Source organism: Halomonas sp. I1 (assembly GCF_032334135.1).
GTDB lineage: Bacteria > Pseudomonadota > Gammaproteobacteria > Pseudomonadales > Halomonadaceae > Halomonas.
On sequence record NZ_JAVXUS010000002.1, the window covers coordinates 501,867 to 519,747 of the forward strand.

Below are 17,881 nucleotides of genomic sequence, written 5' to 3' on the forward strand. Positions count from 1 at the left end.
GCTAGATACAGCGACCCGACGGTCGAAGCCGTCGGGTCGCGGGTCACATCGGGCCATGACGGGCCGAAAATGTCCCTGTCACTCCTGCGACAGGCGCAACGCCACATAGTAGGAATGGCCGTTGCGGTACAGACGCACCGGCAGGGAGCGATCCTCGGGCAGTTCATCGATCAACTCGCCAAGCTGCTCGGGGCTTTCCACCACATGCTCGCCAATGCTGACCAGGATATCCCCGGCACGGATTCCCGCATCGGCGGCGACGCCGCGGGGGTCGACCTCCACCACGCGCACGCCATTCTCGATGGCTTCATCGTGCTGGCCATCCGTCAGCGGCTGGACCGCGAGCCCCAGGCGCGCCGGCGTGCTGTCATCACTCGATCCGCTGCCCGACTGGGCATCCGGCCAGTCACCGACGGTCACGGTGACGGTCTGGCGCTCACCGTTGCGCAACACCGCAAGGTCGACATCCTCGCCCGGCGATACGCTCCCGACAAGACGCGGCAAGGTACTGGACTGGTCAACAGTCTGACCGTTCACCTCGAGGATGACATCGCCGGCCTTCAGGCCATCCCGCGCGGCCGGCCCCTCGGGGTCGAGATCGGCGACCAGCGCCCCTTCGGGTTTATCCATGCCGAAGGAGTCGGCCAGCTCTCGGGACACCGGCTGGATCATCACGCCCAACCAGCCTCGGCTCACCGAACCATCGTCGCGCAATTGATCCGCCACATCCATCGCCACGTCGATCGGAATGGCGAAGGAGAGCCCCATGTAGCCACCGCTGCGGGTGAAGATCTGCGAGTTGATGCCGATCACCTCGCCATCCAGATTGAACAAGGGTCCACCGGAATTGCCGGGATTGATCGCCACATCCGTCTGGATGAAGGGCACATAGACATCACGCGGCAGGGTGCGGTTGATGGCACTGATGATGCCGGAGGTCACCGAGTGGTCCAGGCCGAAAGGCGAGCCGATGGCGGCAACCCACTGCCCCACTTTCAGGTCCTCGGAGTTACCGAGAGTCAGCGTCGGCAGGTTGTCGGCATCGACCTTGAGCACGGCGACATCGGTCTTGCTATCGGCACCGACCAGCTCGGCTTCCAGTTCGCGACTATCGTTGAGACGGACGAGGATTTCATCGGCGCCCTTGACCACATGGGCATTGGTCATGATGTAGCCGTCTTCGCTGATGATGAAGCCCGAGCCGAGCGAGCGGCGCTCTTCGCTGCGACCATGGGCGCCGGGCGGCATCGGCATCTGATCGCCGAAACGTTCGCCGAAGAAATGCTTGAAGATATCCGGCAGTTCCTGCCCTCCGAACTGGCCGAACGGCATGCTGCGGGTTTCCACTTCACGTGAAGTGGAAATATTGACCACCGCCGGAGCCGCATCCTCCACCAGGGTGGTGAAGTCCGGCAATTTCTGCGCCATGGCGGACTGGCTGGCAAGAATCGCCAGTCCAAGGAGCATCCACAGGGCTAGGTGTCGCGTCATGCGTGTCATGAAAGACTCCTGTGACAGAATCGAATGGGATGAAGAGTTCGCATTTCCCTAAACCACAATGAGGCGAAAAGGTTCACCGAACCGAAGGGGTGCCCGGTGAGCACCGGGGCAAGACGGCCTGCCCACCCCCAGGAATGGTGGCGGCAAGCTTGCACGAGGATTCATGGCGGGGATGCGCTGTCCATGGAAGACACGGCGGTACTCTGCCCACCGTGCCACTCGATGGACTCGGCCACTCGCTGCAGAACCGATGGCGGCAGTTCGCCCATGACGACCACCTGCCGTGGACGACCACCCAGTTCGATATGCCGGACGGCCGCATGGGACACCCCCAGGCGGTGCACACCGGGCTTGAGAAGCTCCTGGCCGGACACGGGTTCGACGAACAGGCTGAGGGTGGCAAGCCCATCGCCGTAGACCCGTTGCTCGACACCGGCGCGCGAGCCTCCGGATGCCTCGATGACCTGCGGCTCGAAGCCACCGGGCAGCCAGCCGGGTCGCCAGGCATGCTCAGACCGACCCTCATGCCGTGACAGTCGCTCGATCTCGCCTTGATACAGCCGAGGGTCGCGCAATTCGGTAATCTGAAAGGTTTCGATGGTACGACCACGCTCGTCGAGCAGCACTTGCTTCAGCGGCAAGGCCGTCGCCGAATCCAGCCACAGGCGACGCCCGTAGCGCTGATCGTCCAGAGGCTCGATCTCGAGACGGACCGCCCCTCGACCGGCAATGCGTGACTTGCCGGCCTGGCGCAGCCGATAGCGATCCTCGAGACGCCGGGCCAGGGCATCAGAACGTCCCGACTCCCCTTCTCCGCCGAGGCGGCCGATTCCACCACGTCGCTCATGGACCGCTGGCGGGCCATCCAGAAAGCGGGCCACTTCGTGTTCGACGCCATTCTTGACGTCATGGGACAACGCCAGCGTCCGGACACCATCGGCACCGATGCGTACCGCGCGCGCCTGGAAAACGTAACAATGACTGGCCCAGCGGCTACGAGCGAACCAGGCATCGGCGGACGTGGGGGCTTCCTGTTCGGCGAGGGCCGTGCAATCCAGAGGGTCACTGGCGGGCGCCGAGGCTGCCTGCTCCCGTGCCATGGCCGGCAAGGCAATGCAGCCGGCCAGCAGGACACCGGCAGCGCGGCCTGGCCATGCCCGGCCCGACCATTTCCGCCATTGAACCATCAGCGCTGCCCCAGCGGCTCGCTTCCGGTGGAGCGCAGCAACGGCATCCAGACATCGCCACCGCTGGCGGCGGCACCTTCTGTATGTCGATCCAGATAGGACTGCAGCAAACGGGCCTGCTGTTGATCCATGCGCATCGACTGACGCTGGCTCGGTGACATCATCATGGGATAGGCTTCGGCGCCTACCGTCATCAGGCCACGGTGATTGCCCGAAGAGGACTGGAACATCGGCAGGTCGGCCAGCGAGGGCCCCTGACTCGCTCGCATCGCCCCGCTGTTGCCGGTGGCAGATGCGGCCGAGGTAGCGGCGACGGTCGACGCCGTGGCACCGCCGGAAACAGAGACACCGCCGGAAGCCGGGCCATCCGTCGAGGAAGCCAGCGGCGCCGCATCGTTGCCATCCAGCGGCGAGGCGCCGTTATAGAACTGCACCCCGGTGATGACCATCAGCGATACCGCCGCCGCGACACCCGCGCTGCGGGCCAGTGGCAAGGAACGCCAGCCCTGGGCCGGCGACTCGGCGGCCGGCAGCGGCTCATCCTGCAAGCGCGCCATCACGCCCACCGAGAGATCGACGCTCGTATCGATGTCATTCTCTCGACGCAGCATGCTTCGCATCAGGTGGTAGCGGCGCCAGGTGTCCGCCGCATCGGGTTCGTCGTCCAGCGATTTCAGTACACGTCGCAACTCGAGCTCATCGCCCTCGTTGTCCATCAGTGCAGAAAGCGATTCCCGTGCGTTCTGACTCATTTCTTCACACCCTCACACTCATCAAGGCTGGCCCGCCTTGCATCCATTGGAAGCCCGGTAGTCCGGCACCATGACTTTCATGCCGGTCGCGCCGGGGAGCCACTGCCCCACCGCTAAGCAGGCCGGTCACCGCATATGACGTCACAAAGGCGCGACAGTTCAGCCAATCGACAAAAACCATGCAAATTCGCCTCATTCGTTCATCGTTTCCTGGTTGCGCGACGTGGTGACCAACGGTTGTATATGCTGGTCCACGGCCTCCCGGGCGCGGAAGATCCGTGACCGTACCGTGCCCACCGGACACTCCATGATATTGGCGATATCCTCGTAGGAGAGGCCATCGAGTTCGCGCAGCGTGATCGCCGTGCGCAGATCCTCCGGCAGCCCCTCGATGGCCTCGAAGACGGCCGCCTGGAGCTGGTCGCGAGCGATCGATGCTTCCGGCGTTTCGATATCGGCCAGCCGGCCACTATGATCGACGATTTCGGCATCCACGATGTCCATGTCGCTGCCGGGCGGACGCCGGCCCTTGGACACCAGGTGATTCTTGGCGGTATTGATGGCGATCCGATACATCCAGGTATAGAACGCGCTCTCGGCTCGAAACTTGCCCAGCGCTCGATAGGCCTTGATGAAAGCCTCCTGCGCCACGTCCTGGACTTCGGCATGATCGTGCACGTAGCGACCGATCAAACCGATGATCTTGTGCTGATATTTCTTGACCAGCAGGTCGAAGGCCCGGGTATCCCCCTTCTGGGCACGCTCGACGAGTTGCTGATCGGTCTCCCGAGTCGTCCCCATTCAAGGCCTCCCCGGGATGGGAGAATGGCAGAATGCCGGATGGCGGCGTCGCAATGAAACGGGTATCGCTTGCATAAATGTCAACCTGAAGCCCTGGCCGCTAGGTACCATGTCATGGTGTGCCCGTGAAAGAAGTGCTCAAGTGTTCCTGTTTCTCGAGCATCCATCAAGCCGGCGGCCTCGGACCGCCCTGCCGGCGCTCTGACAATCATCACGCGACACGGTTCCCAGATGATTGAATTTGCACGACTCGCGGGCGATAGTAGGCGCCATTCAACATGCAAGGCATGATTCCCCCATCAGCGCTGACACGACACAGGTAGTAACATGTCCGAACAACAGGTCAACAACCTCAACGTCCTCGGTGAGGACGTGCTCATCACCCCCGTGGAACTCAAGCGGGACGTCCCCCTGAGCGAGCAGGCGGAACGCACGGTGATCGAAGGGCGAGAGACCATTCAGAATATTCTGGAAGGCCGCGACCCACGGCTGTTGATGGTCGTCGGCCCCTGCTCGATCCACGATGTCGATGCCGCCATGGACTATGCTCGCCGCCTGCGCAAGCTAGCCGATGAAGTGCAGGATAGCCTGTATATCGTGATGCGTGTCTACTTCGAGAAGCCCCGCACCACAGTGGGCTGGAAGGGCCTGATCAACGACCCACACCTCAATGGCTCCTTCGAGATCGAGCAAGGCCTGCACACCGCTCGCAAGCTGCTGGTAGAGCTTGCCGAACTTGGCCTTCCGCTGGCGACCGAAGCTCTGGATCCGATCTCGCCCCAATACCTTCAGGACTGCATCAGCTGGTCAGCCATCGGCGCCCGGACCACCGAGTCCCAGACCCACCGCGAAATGGCCTCCGGCCTCTCCTGTCCGGTAGGCTTCAAGAACGGTACCGACGGCAGCCTCGACGTGGCCGTCAACGCCCTTCAGTCGGTCGCCCACCCCCATAATTTCCTCGGCATCGACCAGGCCGGCAAGGTGGCGATCATCCGCACCCGCGGTAACCGTCACGGGCATGTCGTGCTGCGGGGCGGCAACGGCAAGCCCAACTATGACAGCGTTAGCGTGGCGCTCGCCGAGCAGGAACTGCACAAGGCCGGCGTCACGCCCAACATCATGATCGATTGTTCCCACGCCAACTCCAACAAGGACCCCGGGCTGCAGCCGCTGGTGCTGGAGAACGTCACCAACCAGTTGCTCGAGGGCAACCGCTCCATCATCGGCCTGATGGTCGAGTCCAACATCGGCTGGGGCAACCAGAAGATTCCCGATGATATCGATCAACTCGCCTATGGGGTTTCCATCACCGATGCCTGCATCGACTGGGAAACCACCGAGAAGGCCTTCAAGGAAATGAACGACAAGCTGGCAGACACCCTGGCGTCGCGCCGCGACGGCGACTGAGACCTCTCGATTCGCTCGCCCCGGCATACGCCACACCGGCGTGGGCAGCGGGCGGGCGAATGGCTCTCTCAGTCATGCACCACGCCGTCGATTTCCCGGGTGAAGGGCGGCAGTGCATCGAGCAGGGCTCGACCATAACGGCGAGTAAGGACCCGCCTGTCGAGCAGGGTGATCCGACCGGTATCGGTCTCCTTGCGGATCAGGCGACCACAGGCCTGCACCAGTTTGATGGACGCATCCGGTACGCTGATGCGCATGAAAGGATTGCCGCCCTGGCTCTCGATCCATTCGGCCAACGTCGCACCCACCGGGTCATCGGGCACGGCGAAAGGTAGGCGTGTAATGACCACATGGGTCAGGTACTCGCCCGGCAGGTCGATTCCCTCGGCGAAACTCGCCAGCCCGAACAGGATACTGCCCTCGCCCTTGTCGACCCGCTCGCGATGCCGCTCCACCAACTCACGCTTGGGCAGTCGGTCCTGGGCCAGCACCCTGTCACGACGTCCCCGGCTGAGGGCTCGTTCAACGCCTCGCAACTGGGCCCTGGAAGAAAACAGCATCAGCACGGCTTCCTCCTCGTCGAGCGCCTCGACGAACGCGACGATGGCACGCTCGTGCCCTTCCCGATCGGCCGGATCCACCGCCTCCCGGGGCACGCTGAGTACCGCACGGGAATAGTCGAAGGGACTCGGAAGCCGCTGATAGCGGTAACGATTGGCCAGGCCGGCACGCTCCTGCAAGCGCTCGAAACGCCCCAGCGCCGTCAGGGTCGCGGAGGTGACCACGGCACCATGGCAACGCCCCCAGAGGGACCTGGCCAGGGTGTGCGCGGCGGAGACCGGGCTGGCCGAGAAGGTCAGTTCCGGCTCGCTGCCGACTCGCTCCAGCGTCAGCCAGCGTGCCCGCGGCGGTTCGTCCGCGGGGTCCGGCTCGGCGAAGGCTAGCCACAGGGCATGAGCCTCCAGAGCGCGGCCATGCAACAGTGCCACCAGCGGCAACCAGGGCTCGGCCTGCTCCCGAGGCAGCCCGGTGGATTTCTCCGGGTCCAGGCTCTCGCGCAGGATATCGCTCATGGACTCCAGAGTCCGCGATAGCTCGGCGAAGATCGTCACCAGGGCCCCGGACGCCTCGCGCAGGGCATCGGGGACACGGCCCATCTCGAGGCGGTGCTGAGCGCCTTCCTCGGCATCGCCGAGCCCTTCCGGCCGGCCGGCCAGCTGGTGGCCCAAAGAGAAAACCTCTCCGAGATGTGGCTCGAGTGCCTCGATGGCCTGTGGCAAACCGGACAGCAGGCGCGCGAGCGTCGGCTGCACGCCAAGTTGCTGGTTCAACTCGGTGAGCGATTTCTTGAGACTGCTCAACCAGCGCAACCCACCGCCCACGGCAAACCGATGGGTAAAGTGGTTGATCGCCTTGTCCGGCAGGTGGTGGCCCTCATCGAAGATATAGAGGCAGTCGCCGGGGTCCGGCAGCACGACGCCGCCCCCCAGGGCGAGGTCGGCCAGCACCAGGTCGTGATTGGCGACGATGATATCGGCGCTGTCCAGATCACGGCGGGCGCGAAAGAAGGCACAGGCCCCGAAGTGCCCGCAACGGCGATTGGTGCACTGCCGATGGTCGACGGTGAGCTTGCGCCAGTGGGCATCGTCGATGGCCTCGGGCCAACTGTCGCGGTCTCCCTGCCAACGGCCATTGCCATAGGCTTCGCCGAGGGACTGCACCAGTTTCTGGAAGTCATCGCCGCCACTGTCCAGTGACTGCTCGAAAAGCGACAGGGTCGCATTGTCCTCGCCGCCATCCATGGCCTGGTCGAGCCGCGCCACGCAGACATAGCGCCCGCGCCCCTTGGCAAGGGCATAGTCGAAGGCCAGTCCACTGTGCGCCTTGAGCGAGGGCAGGTCCTGGTGCAACACCTGTTCCTGAAGCGCCACGGTCGCGGTGGCCACCACCAGCCGTTTTCCCCTGGCCTTGGCCACCGGCAAGGCAGCCAGCAGGTAGGCCAGGGTTTTGCCGGTCCCGGTCCCCGCCTCGAGCACACAGACATGCTCATCGCTGGTGCGCCGTCCGGCCTCATCGGTCTCGATGCCAGCCAGGGTGCGGGCGATCTCGGCAATCATCAGCCGCTGGCCGTAACGCGGCGTGAGGTCGAGGCCCTCGAGCACGCGGCGATAGGCGGTCTGAATCTCGTCCTTCAGGACCTCGTCAAGCATGATGCATCCAAGCTTTAAGCCGTAAGCTGTAAGCTGTAAGAGAAAACCCACCACACGGGAAGTGCGGTAACCTGAGACCGGCAGTACCAACACGTACCAGGTAGAAAACCTGCTCGCCGCTATAAGCCCTGATACTGCTGCCGCCCTCTCGGGCGGCATGGATTTTGATTTTACTTAAGGCTTACAGCTTATCGCTGACAGCTGAATCAGAGCAGCCCTTCCGGCGGGTGCTCGCAGGGCAGCTTGTCATTGATGAAGCGTTCGATCTCCGGCAGCGAGAAGGCGTCCTCCTCGCCCACAAAGCTGATCGACACGCCCTTGGCGCCGGCCCGGCCGGTACGACCGATACGATGGACATAGTCCTCCGGGTCTTCGGGCAGGGTGTAGTTGATCACGTGGCTGACATCCTCGATATGAATGCCGCGGCCTGCCACATCGGTGGCCACCAGTACCTGGATCTCGCCCTCGCGGAATTGCTCGAGGGTACGGATGCGCTGATTCTGGGGCACATCACCGGACAGCATGGCGACATTGATGTCCGCCTTGCGCAGCAGGCCATCGAGCTTGCGCACCAGGTCGCGTCGATTGCCGAACACCATCACCCGATCGAAGCTTTCCTGCTGCAGCAGCTTGACCAGCAGCCGCTCCTTGTCGTCGTCACCGACCAGATAGACACGCTGGTCGATGTCGGCGGCGTTATCGACGGTCACCTCGATATCCACATGGGCCGGCTCATGGGTCCATTGCCCGGCCAGATTGAGGATGTCCTCGGTGAAGGTCGCCGAGAAAAGGAAGGTCTGACGCTCTTCCGTCTTGGGCGTATGACGGATGATGCGCTTGACATCGGGAATGAAGCCCATCGATAGCATGCGATCCGCCTCGTCGAGCACCAACGTCTCGACCTGGGTGAGATCGACATCGCGCTTCTGGTGGAAATCCAGCAACCGACCGGGGGTGGCGACCAGAAGGTCCACCTTCTTGCCCAGACCGTCACGCTGCTTCTGATAATCCATGCCGCCGACGACACTGGCGACATTGAGGTTGGTGAAGCGTGCCAGGGCCTTGGCATCCTTTTCGATCTGCAACGCCAGTTCCCGGGTCGGCGCGATGATCAGTGCACGGGGCGCACCGGGCTTCTGACCATCGGGAGCCTCTTCTTCCAGGAAGTAGGCCAGGATGGAAATCAGGAAGGCGGCCGTCTTGCCGGTCCCCGTCTGCGCCTTGCCCACCACATCGCCGCCGAGCAGGGTGCGGGTCAACGCCTCGGCCTGGATCGGCGTGCAGTATTCGAAGCCCTGGGCATGGATGGCCCGCATCAGCGGCAGCGGCAGGTCGAAGTCGTGAAAGCGCCACTTGCCCGCCACCGCGGGCACCTGGAACTGGCGAAGATCCCAGTTCGACTGGCGGCGGCGCGGCTTGCGGCGGCGACGCTTGGGCTTGCGGTTCTGGGCCGGTGCTGTGGTCTGTTCCGACTCGCTCATAGGCTGTGCTGTCTCGTCCGTGTTGTGGATGGATGCGTGACACAAACGGCCATTGTACCAGTTCTCGCGGCTCGAGGGCGCGTCCATCGCTGTCGATGGTGCGCCCGGGCCTGCTAGAATGCCGACATTATCCAAGGAGCCAAGCGTCATGACACGCCGAAAGAAGACCCGCTCGCTGTCCGACAAGGTGACGATCCGCACCGGACGACGCAAGGACTACAAGCAGTGGCGTCACGACAACCCCGACCAGGTCGGTCCGTCACGGCGTTTCAGTCAGAAGAAACGCCAGCAACGCAAGCTGCAGGCCGCCCGCAAGCAGGCCCGCCAGGAAACGGGTCGAACGATCGACATCCACCCTGATAATTCCCGCAACAAGGACGACTGACGATGCGCCTGGTGTCATTCAACATCAACGGTATTCGCGCCCGCCTGCACCAGCTCGAGGCCCTGGTCGAGCGCCACCGCCCGGCGGTGATCGGCCTTCAGGAAACCAAGGTCCAGGACAGCGAGTTCCCGATCGACGCCGTGGAGGCACTGGGCTATCGCGTCTACTTCCATGGACAGAAGGGGCACTATGGCGTGGCCCTGATGTGTTGCCGAGAACAGTGCCCGGAAGAACCCGAGCTCGTCCAGTATGGCTTTCCCGATGACGAGGAAGACGCCCAGCGTCGCATGATCGGCGTACGCCTGCGCAGTGCCGACGGTGAGCCGCTGACCGTATGGAATGGGTATTTCCCCCAGGGCGAAAACATCGAGCATCCGGTGAAGTTTCCGCACAAACGACGCTTTTATGGCCAGCTCGCCTCGCTGTTGAATGGGCAACACCGACCGGACGAACGCCTGGCGATCATGGGCGACTTCAACATCTCGCCCGCGGATATCGATATCGGCATCGGTGAATCCAACCGCAAGCGCTGGCTGCGCGAAGGCAAGACCAGCTTCCAGCCGGAGGAACGCGAGTGGCTGGGCACCATCAAGGCCTGGGGACTGGCAGACAGCTACCGACATCGCCACCCCGACGTCGACGACCGCTTCAGCTGGTTCGATTATCGTTCGAAAGGCTTCGACCGCGACCCCAAGCGTGGTCTGCGGATCGACTATATCCTGACCACCGCTCCCCTGGAGGCGCGCATCATCGATGCCGGTATCGACTATGATCTGCGTGGCATGGAGAAGCCGTCGGATCATGCGCCGGTGTGGACCGAGTTCGATCTGAGCTGACGCCACGGGAAGGGGCGGCTCGCTCAACCATCCGCTTCTGCGTCGTCCCCTACCCTGTCGTCAGACACATGACGGGGCGTCTCGAGCCCGGATTCTTCGGGCAGTGCCGTCAGCCAGTCGCTCGCCTCGGCGGCACCGCCCTGGCGAGCACGCGTCAGAGCAGTGCGGGCCAGAGCAAGGCGGTTCCAGTCGGCGGCCAGTTGCCCCAGTCGTAACCAATCCTCGGCAGCATCGCTGCGCTTGGCGACCTCTTGCCAGGCGCTCAGTGCCCGGTCACGGTCACGGGCCGCCTGCCAGGCCTCGGCCAGCAGGCGGTGATTCTCCAGAGAATCGTCCAGGCTGCCCGCCTCCAATGCATGATCCAGAATCTCCGCCGCCCTGGCCGGCGTGCCCGCCGCCAGATGCAGTCGAATGCGTTGCATCAGGTCGTCCGTGCCGCTCAGCACACCGCGCCGCCAGGCCGTTTCCCAGAGCGCCGCGGCTCGCCCCGGGTCCCCCATTCGCTGGGCCAGGCCCGCCGCACGGCGCCAGGCTTCGGGGTTCTCCTCGGCCCCTGCCAGCTGACGCTCCAATACCGCCAGGGCCGCCTCCTGACGACCGGCGCGCTGCAAGGCCGTCGCTGCTAACCCAAGACGCTGACGCGATGGTGACGCCTCACCATCCAGGGCGCGCTGCGCCCAATCGGCGGCCTGCTCCCAACGAGAGGCCTCGGCCTGCAACTGTGCCATCAGCCAATGCCCATCGGTATCGCCCTCATGGCGCTGGAGCCAGGCACCCAACAGTTCCCTGGCCCGCTCCGTCTCGCCGAGGCGGGCGCGCAGGCCGGCTTCCTGTCGCAGCCAGCGATCCGCCTGCGCACGCTCGATGCCCTCGATACTCCGTGCGGTAGCCAGGTGCTCGGCGGCCACCCGGGCATTACCACGACGGATCTCGGCATTGGCGGCAAGCTGCAGGTAGAGCGCGCGAGCCCAGCGATCCGAGGCATTGCCCCCCGCGAGCCGTTCGGCCTGGCGCGTCGCCCGGCGCTCGACATCCGCGGCATTGCCGTCGGCCAGGCTCGACTCGAGCCCCTGGAGGTCGTCGATGATCCCGCCGGGCAGTGTCGGCGCCGCCCAGGCCGGCGACGTCAACAACCAGACACCGACGAGTATCGCGCCACCATGGAAAAGATGTCGCATGCGGCTACCTCAACTGAAAATCGAAACGCTGACGGGCGCGTCGAGGCCGGTCGGATGTCTGGAACTGCCATTCGGCGATCGACCGCCTGGCGGCTCGATCGAACATCCGGGGCGGATCCGCCTCCAGTACCTCGACACTGCCCGAGTCCACGCTGCCATCCGGACGAATGATGAACTGCACCACGACATGCCCTTCGATCCCGCGGCGCTGCGCCCGCGGCGGATATGTCGGCTTGCCCCGTCGCGTCGCCTGGGCTGATGTTCCCACATCCACGGGCTCCTGCGAGGCCGCAGAGGCCGCCTTACTGGCCGATTCGGCGGGCACCGACGAGGCCTGTGGAGCCGGTTCAGCCGTCGGCTCCGGCGAGGGCTCCGGAGCCGGCTCGGGTTGCGGGGTCGGTTCCGGTTCCGGTTCCGGTTCCGGCTCAGGCTCGGGTTGTGGCTCGGGCGGCGTCTCCTGAAGTTCCGGCAGCGACTCGTCCATCGGCACATCGGGGACGTCCAGCGGCTCCAGTTCGGGCTCCGGTAGGGCAATCTCGCTGCTGACACTGGGTGCAGGCGCCGGCTGAGGAGGCGGTGTCGGCGCCTGTGCCGGTGGTGGTGGCGCGCTGGCCGTGGGGGCCGGGCTGGGCTCGGGCTCGAGCTCGGCCGGTGCCTCGGCCATGCTCATGGTCATGGTTTCCATACGAGGCTCGGGCTCCGCCTCGGGCGGCACCACCAGCAGTGCGAGCAGCATGAAGAGCACCAGTGCCAGTGCCGAACCGGCAACCAGAGCGAAGGGATGACGCAACATCAGGCCCCGCTCCGTTGCGCCGCCACCGCGACCTGCTCGACATCGGCCTCGCGCAGACGATCCATGACCTCGATCAGCACACCGGTCGTGGCATCACGATCCGCCTGGATCACCACCGACCCCTCGTCGCTGACCATATCGGCGACCCGAGGGCCGACACGATGAATGTCCACGGGCTCGCCATCGACCCAGACAGCCCCTTCCGGCGTGATCGCCACCATGACCTGGGCATCGGGGCGCGGGGAGGCCGCGCTCGATTCTGGGCGCTCGATCTCGACGCCGCTCTCCTTGATGAAGCTGGTGGTGACAATGAAGAAGATCAGCATGATGAACACCACATCCAGCATCGGGGTCAGGTTGACCTCACTGGACTCGTCAACGGTGCCGAGTCGACGTCTACGCATGTGCGTCCTCCGCGGCGCGGGCAAGGCGATCATGCAACCGCTGATCCTCGCGCCGGATGATATGTTCCAGGCGGGTGATGAAGAGCAGGCCCACCACCGACACCGCCATCCCGCTCAGGGTCGGCAGGGTGGCTCGAGCCACGCCGTCTGCCATGGCGCGCGCCTGGTTGGCCTCGCTGACCGACAGGCTGTCGAAGACCGTGATCATGCCAGTCACGGTGCCCAGCAGGCCCAGCAACGGGCAGATGACCACCAGCAGCTTGAGCCAGGGCAAGGGGCCGCGCAGCGAGGCAATCAACTCGCGCACCCAGACCTCGCGCAGGGTCAGTGCACTCCAGCTGGCACGATCGCCTCGCGCGACCCAGCGATCCACCAGGTCGCGACGCGCCGGGCGATAGTGGAAGCGAAAGAACCACCAGCGCTCGAGCGCCACCGAAAACAGCAGCATGGCCACCCCGGCGATGACGACAAGAACCGGGCCACCGGCATCGACCAGCCGGACAAGGGGATCAAGCCAGGGCATCGGCATGGCGCTTCGTCGCCGCGGTTGCCGAGGCGGCGGCCTGATCGGCCTCCAGCCGATCCGCCAGCACCGCACTGGCCCGTCCTTCCATGATGCCGATCAGGGAGCGGCTACGGCTGGAAAGCGCGGTATGGGCGAACAACAACGGCACGGCCGTGATCAGGCCCAATACCGTGGTCACCAGGGCCTGGCTGATGCCGCCGGCCATCAACTGGGGATCGCCGGTGCCGAATACGGTGATCGACTGAAAGGTCACGATCATGCCGGTCACGGTGCCCAATAACCCGAGCAGCGGTGCCACCGCGGCCAGCATCTTGACCAGCGACTGGCCACGCTCGAGACGCGGCTGTTCGGCCAGCATGGCCTCGTCGAGGCGTGCCTCCAGCGCCTCGGGAGCATGTCCTGCGCCGAAGGCATGGAAACGTGACAGCACCCGCCCCAGCGGGTTGTCCTCGCGCAGTCGCTCCAGGTCGCCAAGCTGACGCTTGAGCGTGACCGTGACACGTAACAGGTAGAGGTACTGGCACAACGCCACCAACAGGCCGAGCACACCGAGCACCACCACGACATAGCCCACGGCGCCGCCCTGCTGGAAGCGCTCCAGCAATGTCGGCTGCTGGGCCATGGCCTCGAGCACCTGGCCGTCGGTCGGGTCCAGGGAGATCGTGTCGCCCTGCCCTGCCTGGAAAGCGTTCAGGCGATCGCTGACCGAACCGGGCGTATGCTCGAGCACCGAGAGGTCGCCCTCATTGCCGGTTCGCTGCAACAACTGCCCTTCGCTGAAGGCCAGCAGGCCACCGATTCGCGTCACCGGTCGTTCACTACGCTGCCCGTCCTGTCCGGCCACTGGCGCGGTCAGGTTGACAATCCGAGCCGTCTCGCGCGTCATCCCCATCAAACTGTCCGCCAGGGTTTCAACCTGCCGGGGGCGCAACACCCCGTCGTCATCCAGCCGCGGCGGCAACGATGCCTCGGCCCCCAGTGTGAGCCAGCTCTGGCCCAGATCATCGCGCAGCTCACCACTCGTGCTTGCCACCTCGTCGAAGACCGGCCCGAGGTCGCCGCCCTGCTCATCGATCTGGCCGGCCAGCTCTTGCAACTCGGTGTGTTGCGATTGCTGTTGCGCCTCGAGTTCCTGGCGCCGCTCACGGGCCTCGGCCAACGAGGCTCGCGCTGCTTCGAGGGCGCTTTCAAGGGCCTGCCGATCATCCACCAGTTCAGCCAGACGAGCTCGGTCACGGGCCTCGGCCGCTTCGCGCTCGGCCTGGAATGTCTGTAACGGATCTTCGCTGGCCTGTGCCAGGGCAGCGCCCGATGGCAAGGCCAGCAGAACGGAGAGGGCCAGCGTTCGGATCATGGGATGACGACCGATCATGAGGCATCCTCCGCCACTTGGGAGACAGGCAGATCCAGCATCGCCGGAGCACGTTGTTCGCGCACGATGCGCAGTCCCTTGCGAACTTCGGCCAGGGCCGACTCATCGAGGGATTGCCATTCGCCGGCTTCGACCTTCCAGACGGCGCCCTGATGGCCATCGGGGGTCAGGTAATACCAGCCGACCCGCCCGAGGCGCAGGAAGTCCACTTCCCGAGGGGGCTCACCCGGCAACTCGCCACGCCAGGCATCCAGCTCACGACCGTAGCCGAGCTCAGCACGCCATGCCGCCAGCACACGCTCCAGCTTCTCGGCACTGCTCAGGCCCGACGCCGAGAGCATGGATTCGAGCGATGCCACGCGGGCCAGGCGCTCGTCATGCAGGAACGGCATGTCTCGCTCGACCCAGGCGCGAAGGCGCTCGACCATCTCGCGCATCAGCCCGGGTAGTGCCTCACGCGTTTCGGCCAGCGTCTCGAAGCCGGACCGACGCTCGCCGAGCGTCTCGGTCTGACGTTCCACGATTGGCGCCAATTCCTCGTTGTAACTCTGCAGACGACGGGTCTCTTCCCTTGCCTGGCGCAGCTCGCGCAGTTGCTCCCGAACCACCTCGTCAGCATTGTCGATGCGATCCTGCAACTCAGCCTGGGTACGTTGGGCGTCGAGAGCCTCGTCGCGAAGCGTCGACTGGGCCGACGCCGAGGTCGCCAGGGCCAGGGCGAACCCCACCACCCCCCAGCGAATCCATGTTTGTCTGTACTGCACGCTCGTCTCCCGGAAGGTGCGCTGAACGCAGAGTACGCTACCTCAAACAAGAATTATTATCAATATTCTTGCCGTGTCGGCGACGCCACAAAAAAGGCCGGCCTCCCCGATGGGAAGGCCGGCCTATGAGGCTTGCGGTGGCAATGACCATCGCCTGCCTGGCGCTTTCTACAACTTGCTCTCGAGCTCGGGCGCGGCCTCGAAGAGATCGGCGACCAGGCCACCGTTCATCGAGAGCGCGACCTGGAAGATCACGATCTTCCGCGCTTACAGCTTGCTCTCGAGCTCGGGCACAGCCTCGAAGAGATCGGCGACCAGGCCATAGTCCGCTACCTGGAAGATCGGCGCCTCCTCGTCCTTGTTGATCGCCACGATCACCCGGGAGTCCTTCATCCCCGCCAGGTGCTGGATGGCGCCCGAGATGCCCACCGCAATGTACAGCTCCGGGGCGACGATCTTGCCGGTCTGACCGACCTGCATGTCGTTGGGCACGAAACCGGCATCGACAGCGGCCCGCGAGGCACCGATCGCTGCGCCGAGCTTGTCGGCAACGCCCTCGAGCAGCTTGAAGTTCTCGCCGTTGCCCATGCCGCGCCCGCCGGAAATGACCACCTTGGCGGCTCCCAACTCGGGACGGTCGCTCTGCGCCAGCTCTTCACCGACGAAGGAAGACAAGGCGTTGTCGACCACGGTCTCGACGGCTTCGATGCCGGCATCCGCTCCCTCGCCGACCGCGTCGAAGGCGGTGGCGCGCACGGTGATCACCTTCAGGGCGTCCTCGCTCTGCACAGTGGCAATGGCATTGCCGGCGTAGATCGGGCGCTTGAAGGTATCGGCGCTCTCCACGGCGATGATCTCGGAAATCTGCGAGACGTCCTTCAGCGCGGCGAGACGCGGCATGACGTTCTTGCCGGTGGTCGAGGCCGCCGCCAGCACATGAGAGTAGTCGTCGGCCAGTGCCACCAGCAGCTCGCCCAGCGGCTCGGCCAGCTGGTGAGCATAGACCGCATGGTCGGCCACGCGCACCTTGCCGACGCCATCGAGTCGGGCGGCAGCCTCGGCGATGGCGCCGACGTTCTCGCCGGCAACGAGGACGTCGATATCACCGCCGATGGCCCGAGCCGCGGCAACCACATGGGCCGTGGCCTCGGCCAGCTGGCCCTCATGATGTTCGGCGAGTACCAGAATGCTCATCAGATAAGCTCCTTTCAGAGAACTGTTTTCAAAGAACGGTCTTCACAGCGCTTGTTTCAAAGCACCTTGGCTTCGTTCTTGAGCTTGTCGACCAGCTCGTCCACGGAGCCCACCTTGATGCCACCCTGGCGCTCGGCCGGCGGTTCGACCCCGACCAGCTTGAGCTTGCCGGCGATGTCGACACCCAGGTCTTCCGGTGTCTTGGTGTCCAGCGGCTTCTTCTTGGCCTTCATGATGTCGGGCAGCTTGGCGTAGCGCGGCTCGTTCAGGCGCAGGTCGGTGGTGACCACGGCCGGCAGGGCCAGCGAGAGGGTCTGCAGGCCGCCATCGATCTCGCGGGTGACCTGCAGCGTGTCGCCCTCGACCTTGAGCTCGGAGGCGAAGGTGCCCTGGGCGCGCCCGGTCAGGGCAGCGAGCATCTGCCCGGTCTGATTGTTGTCGCTGTCGATGGCCTGCTTGCCGAGGATCACCAACCCCGGCTGTTCTTCCTCGACCACCTTGGCCAGCACCTTGGCCGCCCCCAGCGACTCGACGCGCTCATCGGTCTGCACGTGAACGGCCCGATCGGCGCCCAGCGCCAGGGCGGTACGCAACTGTTCCTGGGCGGCCTTGGGACCGACGGTGACCGCGACCACCTCGGTCGCCGTGCCGGCTTCCTTGAGCCGGACAGCCTCTTCCACGGCGATTTCGCAGAAGGGGTTCATGGCCATCTTGACGTTGGTCAGGTCGACGTCGGAATGGTCCGGCTTGACCCGGATCTTGACGTTGTAGTCGATGACGCGTTTGACCGCGACGAGTACCTTCATATTGTCCTCGCTTGGTTCCGTCTCGGAACCGGGTTGTGACGAAGGCGAAGCGCCCTTAGGGAAACACTGCTTAAATGCCTGCGCATGCAAATCGCTTCGTTACGCGGTGCTCGAAAGCTCGCCTAACCACTCGTTATGTCTCGCTTTCTGCGCTCCGTGCGCCTCGCGCTTCACTATGCTCGGCGATTTATTCAGCGTTTCGTTAGAACCGATCGGCATGCTTTTAGATGTTTCATGCAAGCGTTTGATAGGCACCGCACCGAAAAAACCCCTTCAATGTGCCAC

17 protein-coding genes are annotated in these 17,881 nt (G+C 64.6%); 3 read left to right on the forward strand and 14 right to left on the reverse strand.

All coding sequences use genetic code 11. From position 1 onward, the window contains the following. Nucleotides 1-78 precede the first annotated feature (78 nt). The 4 genes from RSO41_RS05290 to rpoE all read right to left on the reverse strand — a co-directional run bounded on the left by RSO41_RS05290 (nt 79) and on the right by rpoE (nt 4,240). Entirely contained in the window at nt 79-1,500 is a 1,422-nt protein-coding gene (locus RSO41_RS05290) for a DegQ family serine endoprotease (protein WP_315618020.1), read from the reverse strand. A gap of 161 nt (nt 1,501-1,661) precedes the next feature. Then, entirely contained in the window at nt 1,662-2,687 is a 1,026-nt protein-coding gene (locus tag RSO41_RS05295; protein ID WP_315618021.1) for a MucB/RseB C-terminal domain-containing protein, read from the reverse strand. Then, nucleotides 2,687-3,439 (reverse strand): sigma-E factor negative regulatory protein, encoded by a 753-nt coding sequence (locus tag RSO41_RS05300; RefSeq protein WP_315618022.1) that lies wholly within the window; start codon nt 3,437-3,439, stop codon nt 2,687-2,689. Before RSO41_RS05300 ends, RSO41_RS05295 begins: the two co-directional genes overlap by 1 nt. Nucleotides 3,440-3,631: 192 nt before the next feature. Further along, nucleotides 3,632-4,240: an RNA polymerase sigma factor RpoE gene (rpoE, locus tag RSO41_RS05305; RefSeq protein ID WP_315618023.1), complete on the reverse strand. Its 609-nt coding sequence runs from the start codon at nt 4,238-4,240 to the stop codon at nt 3,632-3,634. Between the two features lie 327 nt (nt 4,241-4,567). On the opposite strand from rpoE, the gene RSO41_RS05310 reads away from it, so the two are divergent. Further along, nucleotides 4,568-5,647: a 3-deoxy-7-phosphoheptulonate synthase gene (locus RSO41_RS05310; RefSeq protein WP_315618024.1), complete on the forward strand. Its 1,080-nt coding sequence runs from the start codon at nt 4,568-4,570 to the stop codon at nt 5,645-5,647. 68 nt (nt 5,648-5,715) lie between these two features. On the opposite strand, the gene dinG is transcribed toward RSO41_RS05310, so the two are convergent. Both dinG and RSO41_RS05320 read right to left on the reverse strand, forming a co-directional pair. After that, nucleotides 5,716-7,857 carry an ATP-dependent DNA helicase DinG gene (gene dinG / locus RSO41_RS05315; RefSeq protein ID WP_315618025.1) on the reverse strand — a complete coding sequence of 714 codons (2,142 nt, stop codon included), beginning with the start codon at nt 7,855-7,857 and terminating at the stop codon, nt 5,716-5,718. Between the two features lie 206 nt (nt 7,858-8,063). Further along, nucleotides 8,064-9,338, reverse strand: a complete 1,275-nt coding sequence (locus RSO41_RS05320) for a DEAD/DEAH box helicase (RefSeq protein WP_315618026.1) — start codon at nt 9,336-9,338, stop codon at nt 8,064-8,066. Nucleotides 9,339-9,486: 148 nt separating this feature from the next. On the opposite strand from RSO41_RS05320, the gene RSO41_RS05325 reads away from it, so the two are divergent. Together RSO41_RS05325 and xthA are read left to right on the forward strand one after the other, a co-directional pair. Then, complete coding sequence (locus RSO41_RS05325) at nt 9,487-9,723, forward strand: hypothetical protein (RefSeq protein WP_315618027.1); 237 nt, start codon at nt 9,487-9,489, stop codon at nt 9,721-9,723. Nucleotides 9,724-9,725: 2 nt separating this feature from the next. Then, nucleotides 9,726-10,559 (forward strand): exodeoxyribonuclease III, encoded by an 834-nt coding sequence (gene xthA / locus RSO41_RS05330; RefSeq protein WP_315618028.1) that lies wholly within the window; start codon nt 9,726-9,728, stop codon nt 10,557-10,559. Nucleotides 10,560-10,582: 23 nt separating this feature from the next. Here xthA and RSO41_RS05335 read toward each other — a convergent pair whose 3' ends face one another. The 8 genes from RSO41_RS05335 to RSO41_RS05370 all read right to left on the reverse strand — a co-directional run bounded on the left by RSO41_RS05335 (nt 10,583) and on the right by RSO41_RS05370 (nt 17,596). Next, on the reverse strand, nt 10,583-11,737 hold the full coding sequence (locus RSO41_RS05335; RefSeq protein ID WP_315618029.1) for a hypothetical protein: 1,155 nt from the start codon (nt 11,735-11,737) through the stop codon (nt 10,583-10,585). A 4-nt stretch (nt 11,738-11,741) separates the two neighbouring features. Further along, the gene (locus RSO41_RS05340) at nt 11,742-12,530 is read right to left on the reverse strand and encodes a TonB family protein (RefSeq protein ID WP_315618030.1); all 789 of its coding nucleotides are present in this window, start codon (nt 12,528-12,530) and stop codon (nt 11,742-11,744) included. Beyond that, nucleotides 12,530-12,934, reverse strand: coding sequence for a biopolymer transporter ExbD (locus RSO41_RS05345; protein WP_315618031.1), 405 nt, complete (start codon nt 12,932-12,934; stop codon nt 12,530-12,532). Before RSO41_RS05345 ends, RSO41_RS05340 begins: the two co-directional genes overlap by 1 nt. Further along, nucleotides 12,927-13,463, reverse strand: coding sequence for a MotA/TolQ/ExbB proton channel family protein (locus tag RSO41_RS05350; protein WP_315618032.1), 537 nt, complete (start codon nt 13,461-13,463; stop codon nt 12,927-12,929). The genes RSO41_RS05345 and RSO41_RS05350 overlap by 8 nt, the downstream gene beginning before the upstream one ends. Further along, complete coding sequence (locus RSO41_RS05355; protein WP_315618033.1) at nt 13,444-14,832, reverse strand: MotA/TolQ/ExbB proton channel family protein; 1,389 nt, start codon at nt 14,830-14,832, stop codon at nt 13,444-13,446. Before RSO41_RS05355 ends, RSO41_RS05350 begins: the two co-directional genes overlap by 20 nt. Further along, nucleotides 14,829-15,596 (reverse strand): DUF3450 domain-containing protein, encoded by a 768-nt coding sequence (locus RSO41_RS05360; RefSeq protein ID WP_315618034.1) that lies wholly within the window; start codon nt 15,594-15,596, stop codon nt 14,829-14,831. The genes RSO41_RS05355 and RSO41_RS05360 overlap by 4 nt, the downstream gene beginning before the upstream one ends. Nucleotides 15,597-15,863: 267 nt before the next feature. Further along, the gene (locus tag RSO41_RS05365) at nt 15,864-16,790 is read right to left on the reverse strand and encodes an electron transfer flavoprotein subunit alpha/FixB family protein (protein ID WP_315618035.1); all 927 of its coding nucleotides are present in this window, start codon (nt 16,788-16,790) and stop codon (nt 15,864-15,866) included. 56 nt (nt 16,791-16,846) lie between these two features. Then, a complete protein-coding gene (locus RSO41_RS05370) occupies nt 16,847-17,596 on the reverse strand; it encodes an electron transfer flavoprotein subunit beta/FixA family protein (RefSeq protein WP_315618036.1) in 750 nt (249 codons plus the stop codon). Nucleotides 17,597-17,881: the final 285 nt, after the last annotated feature.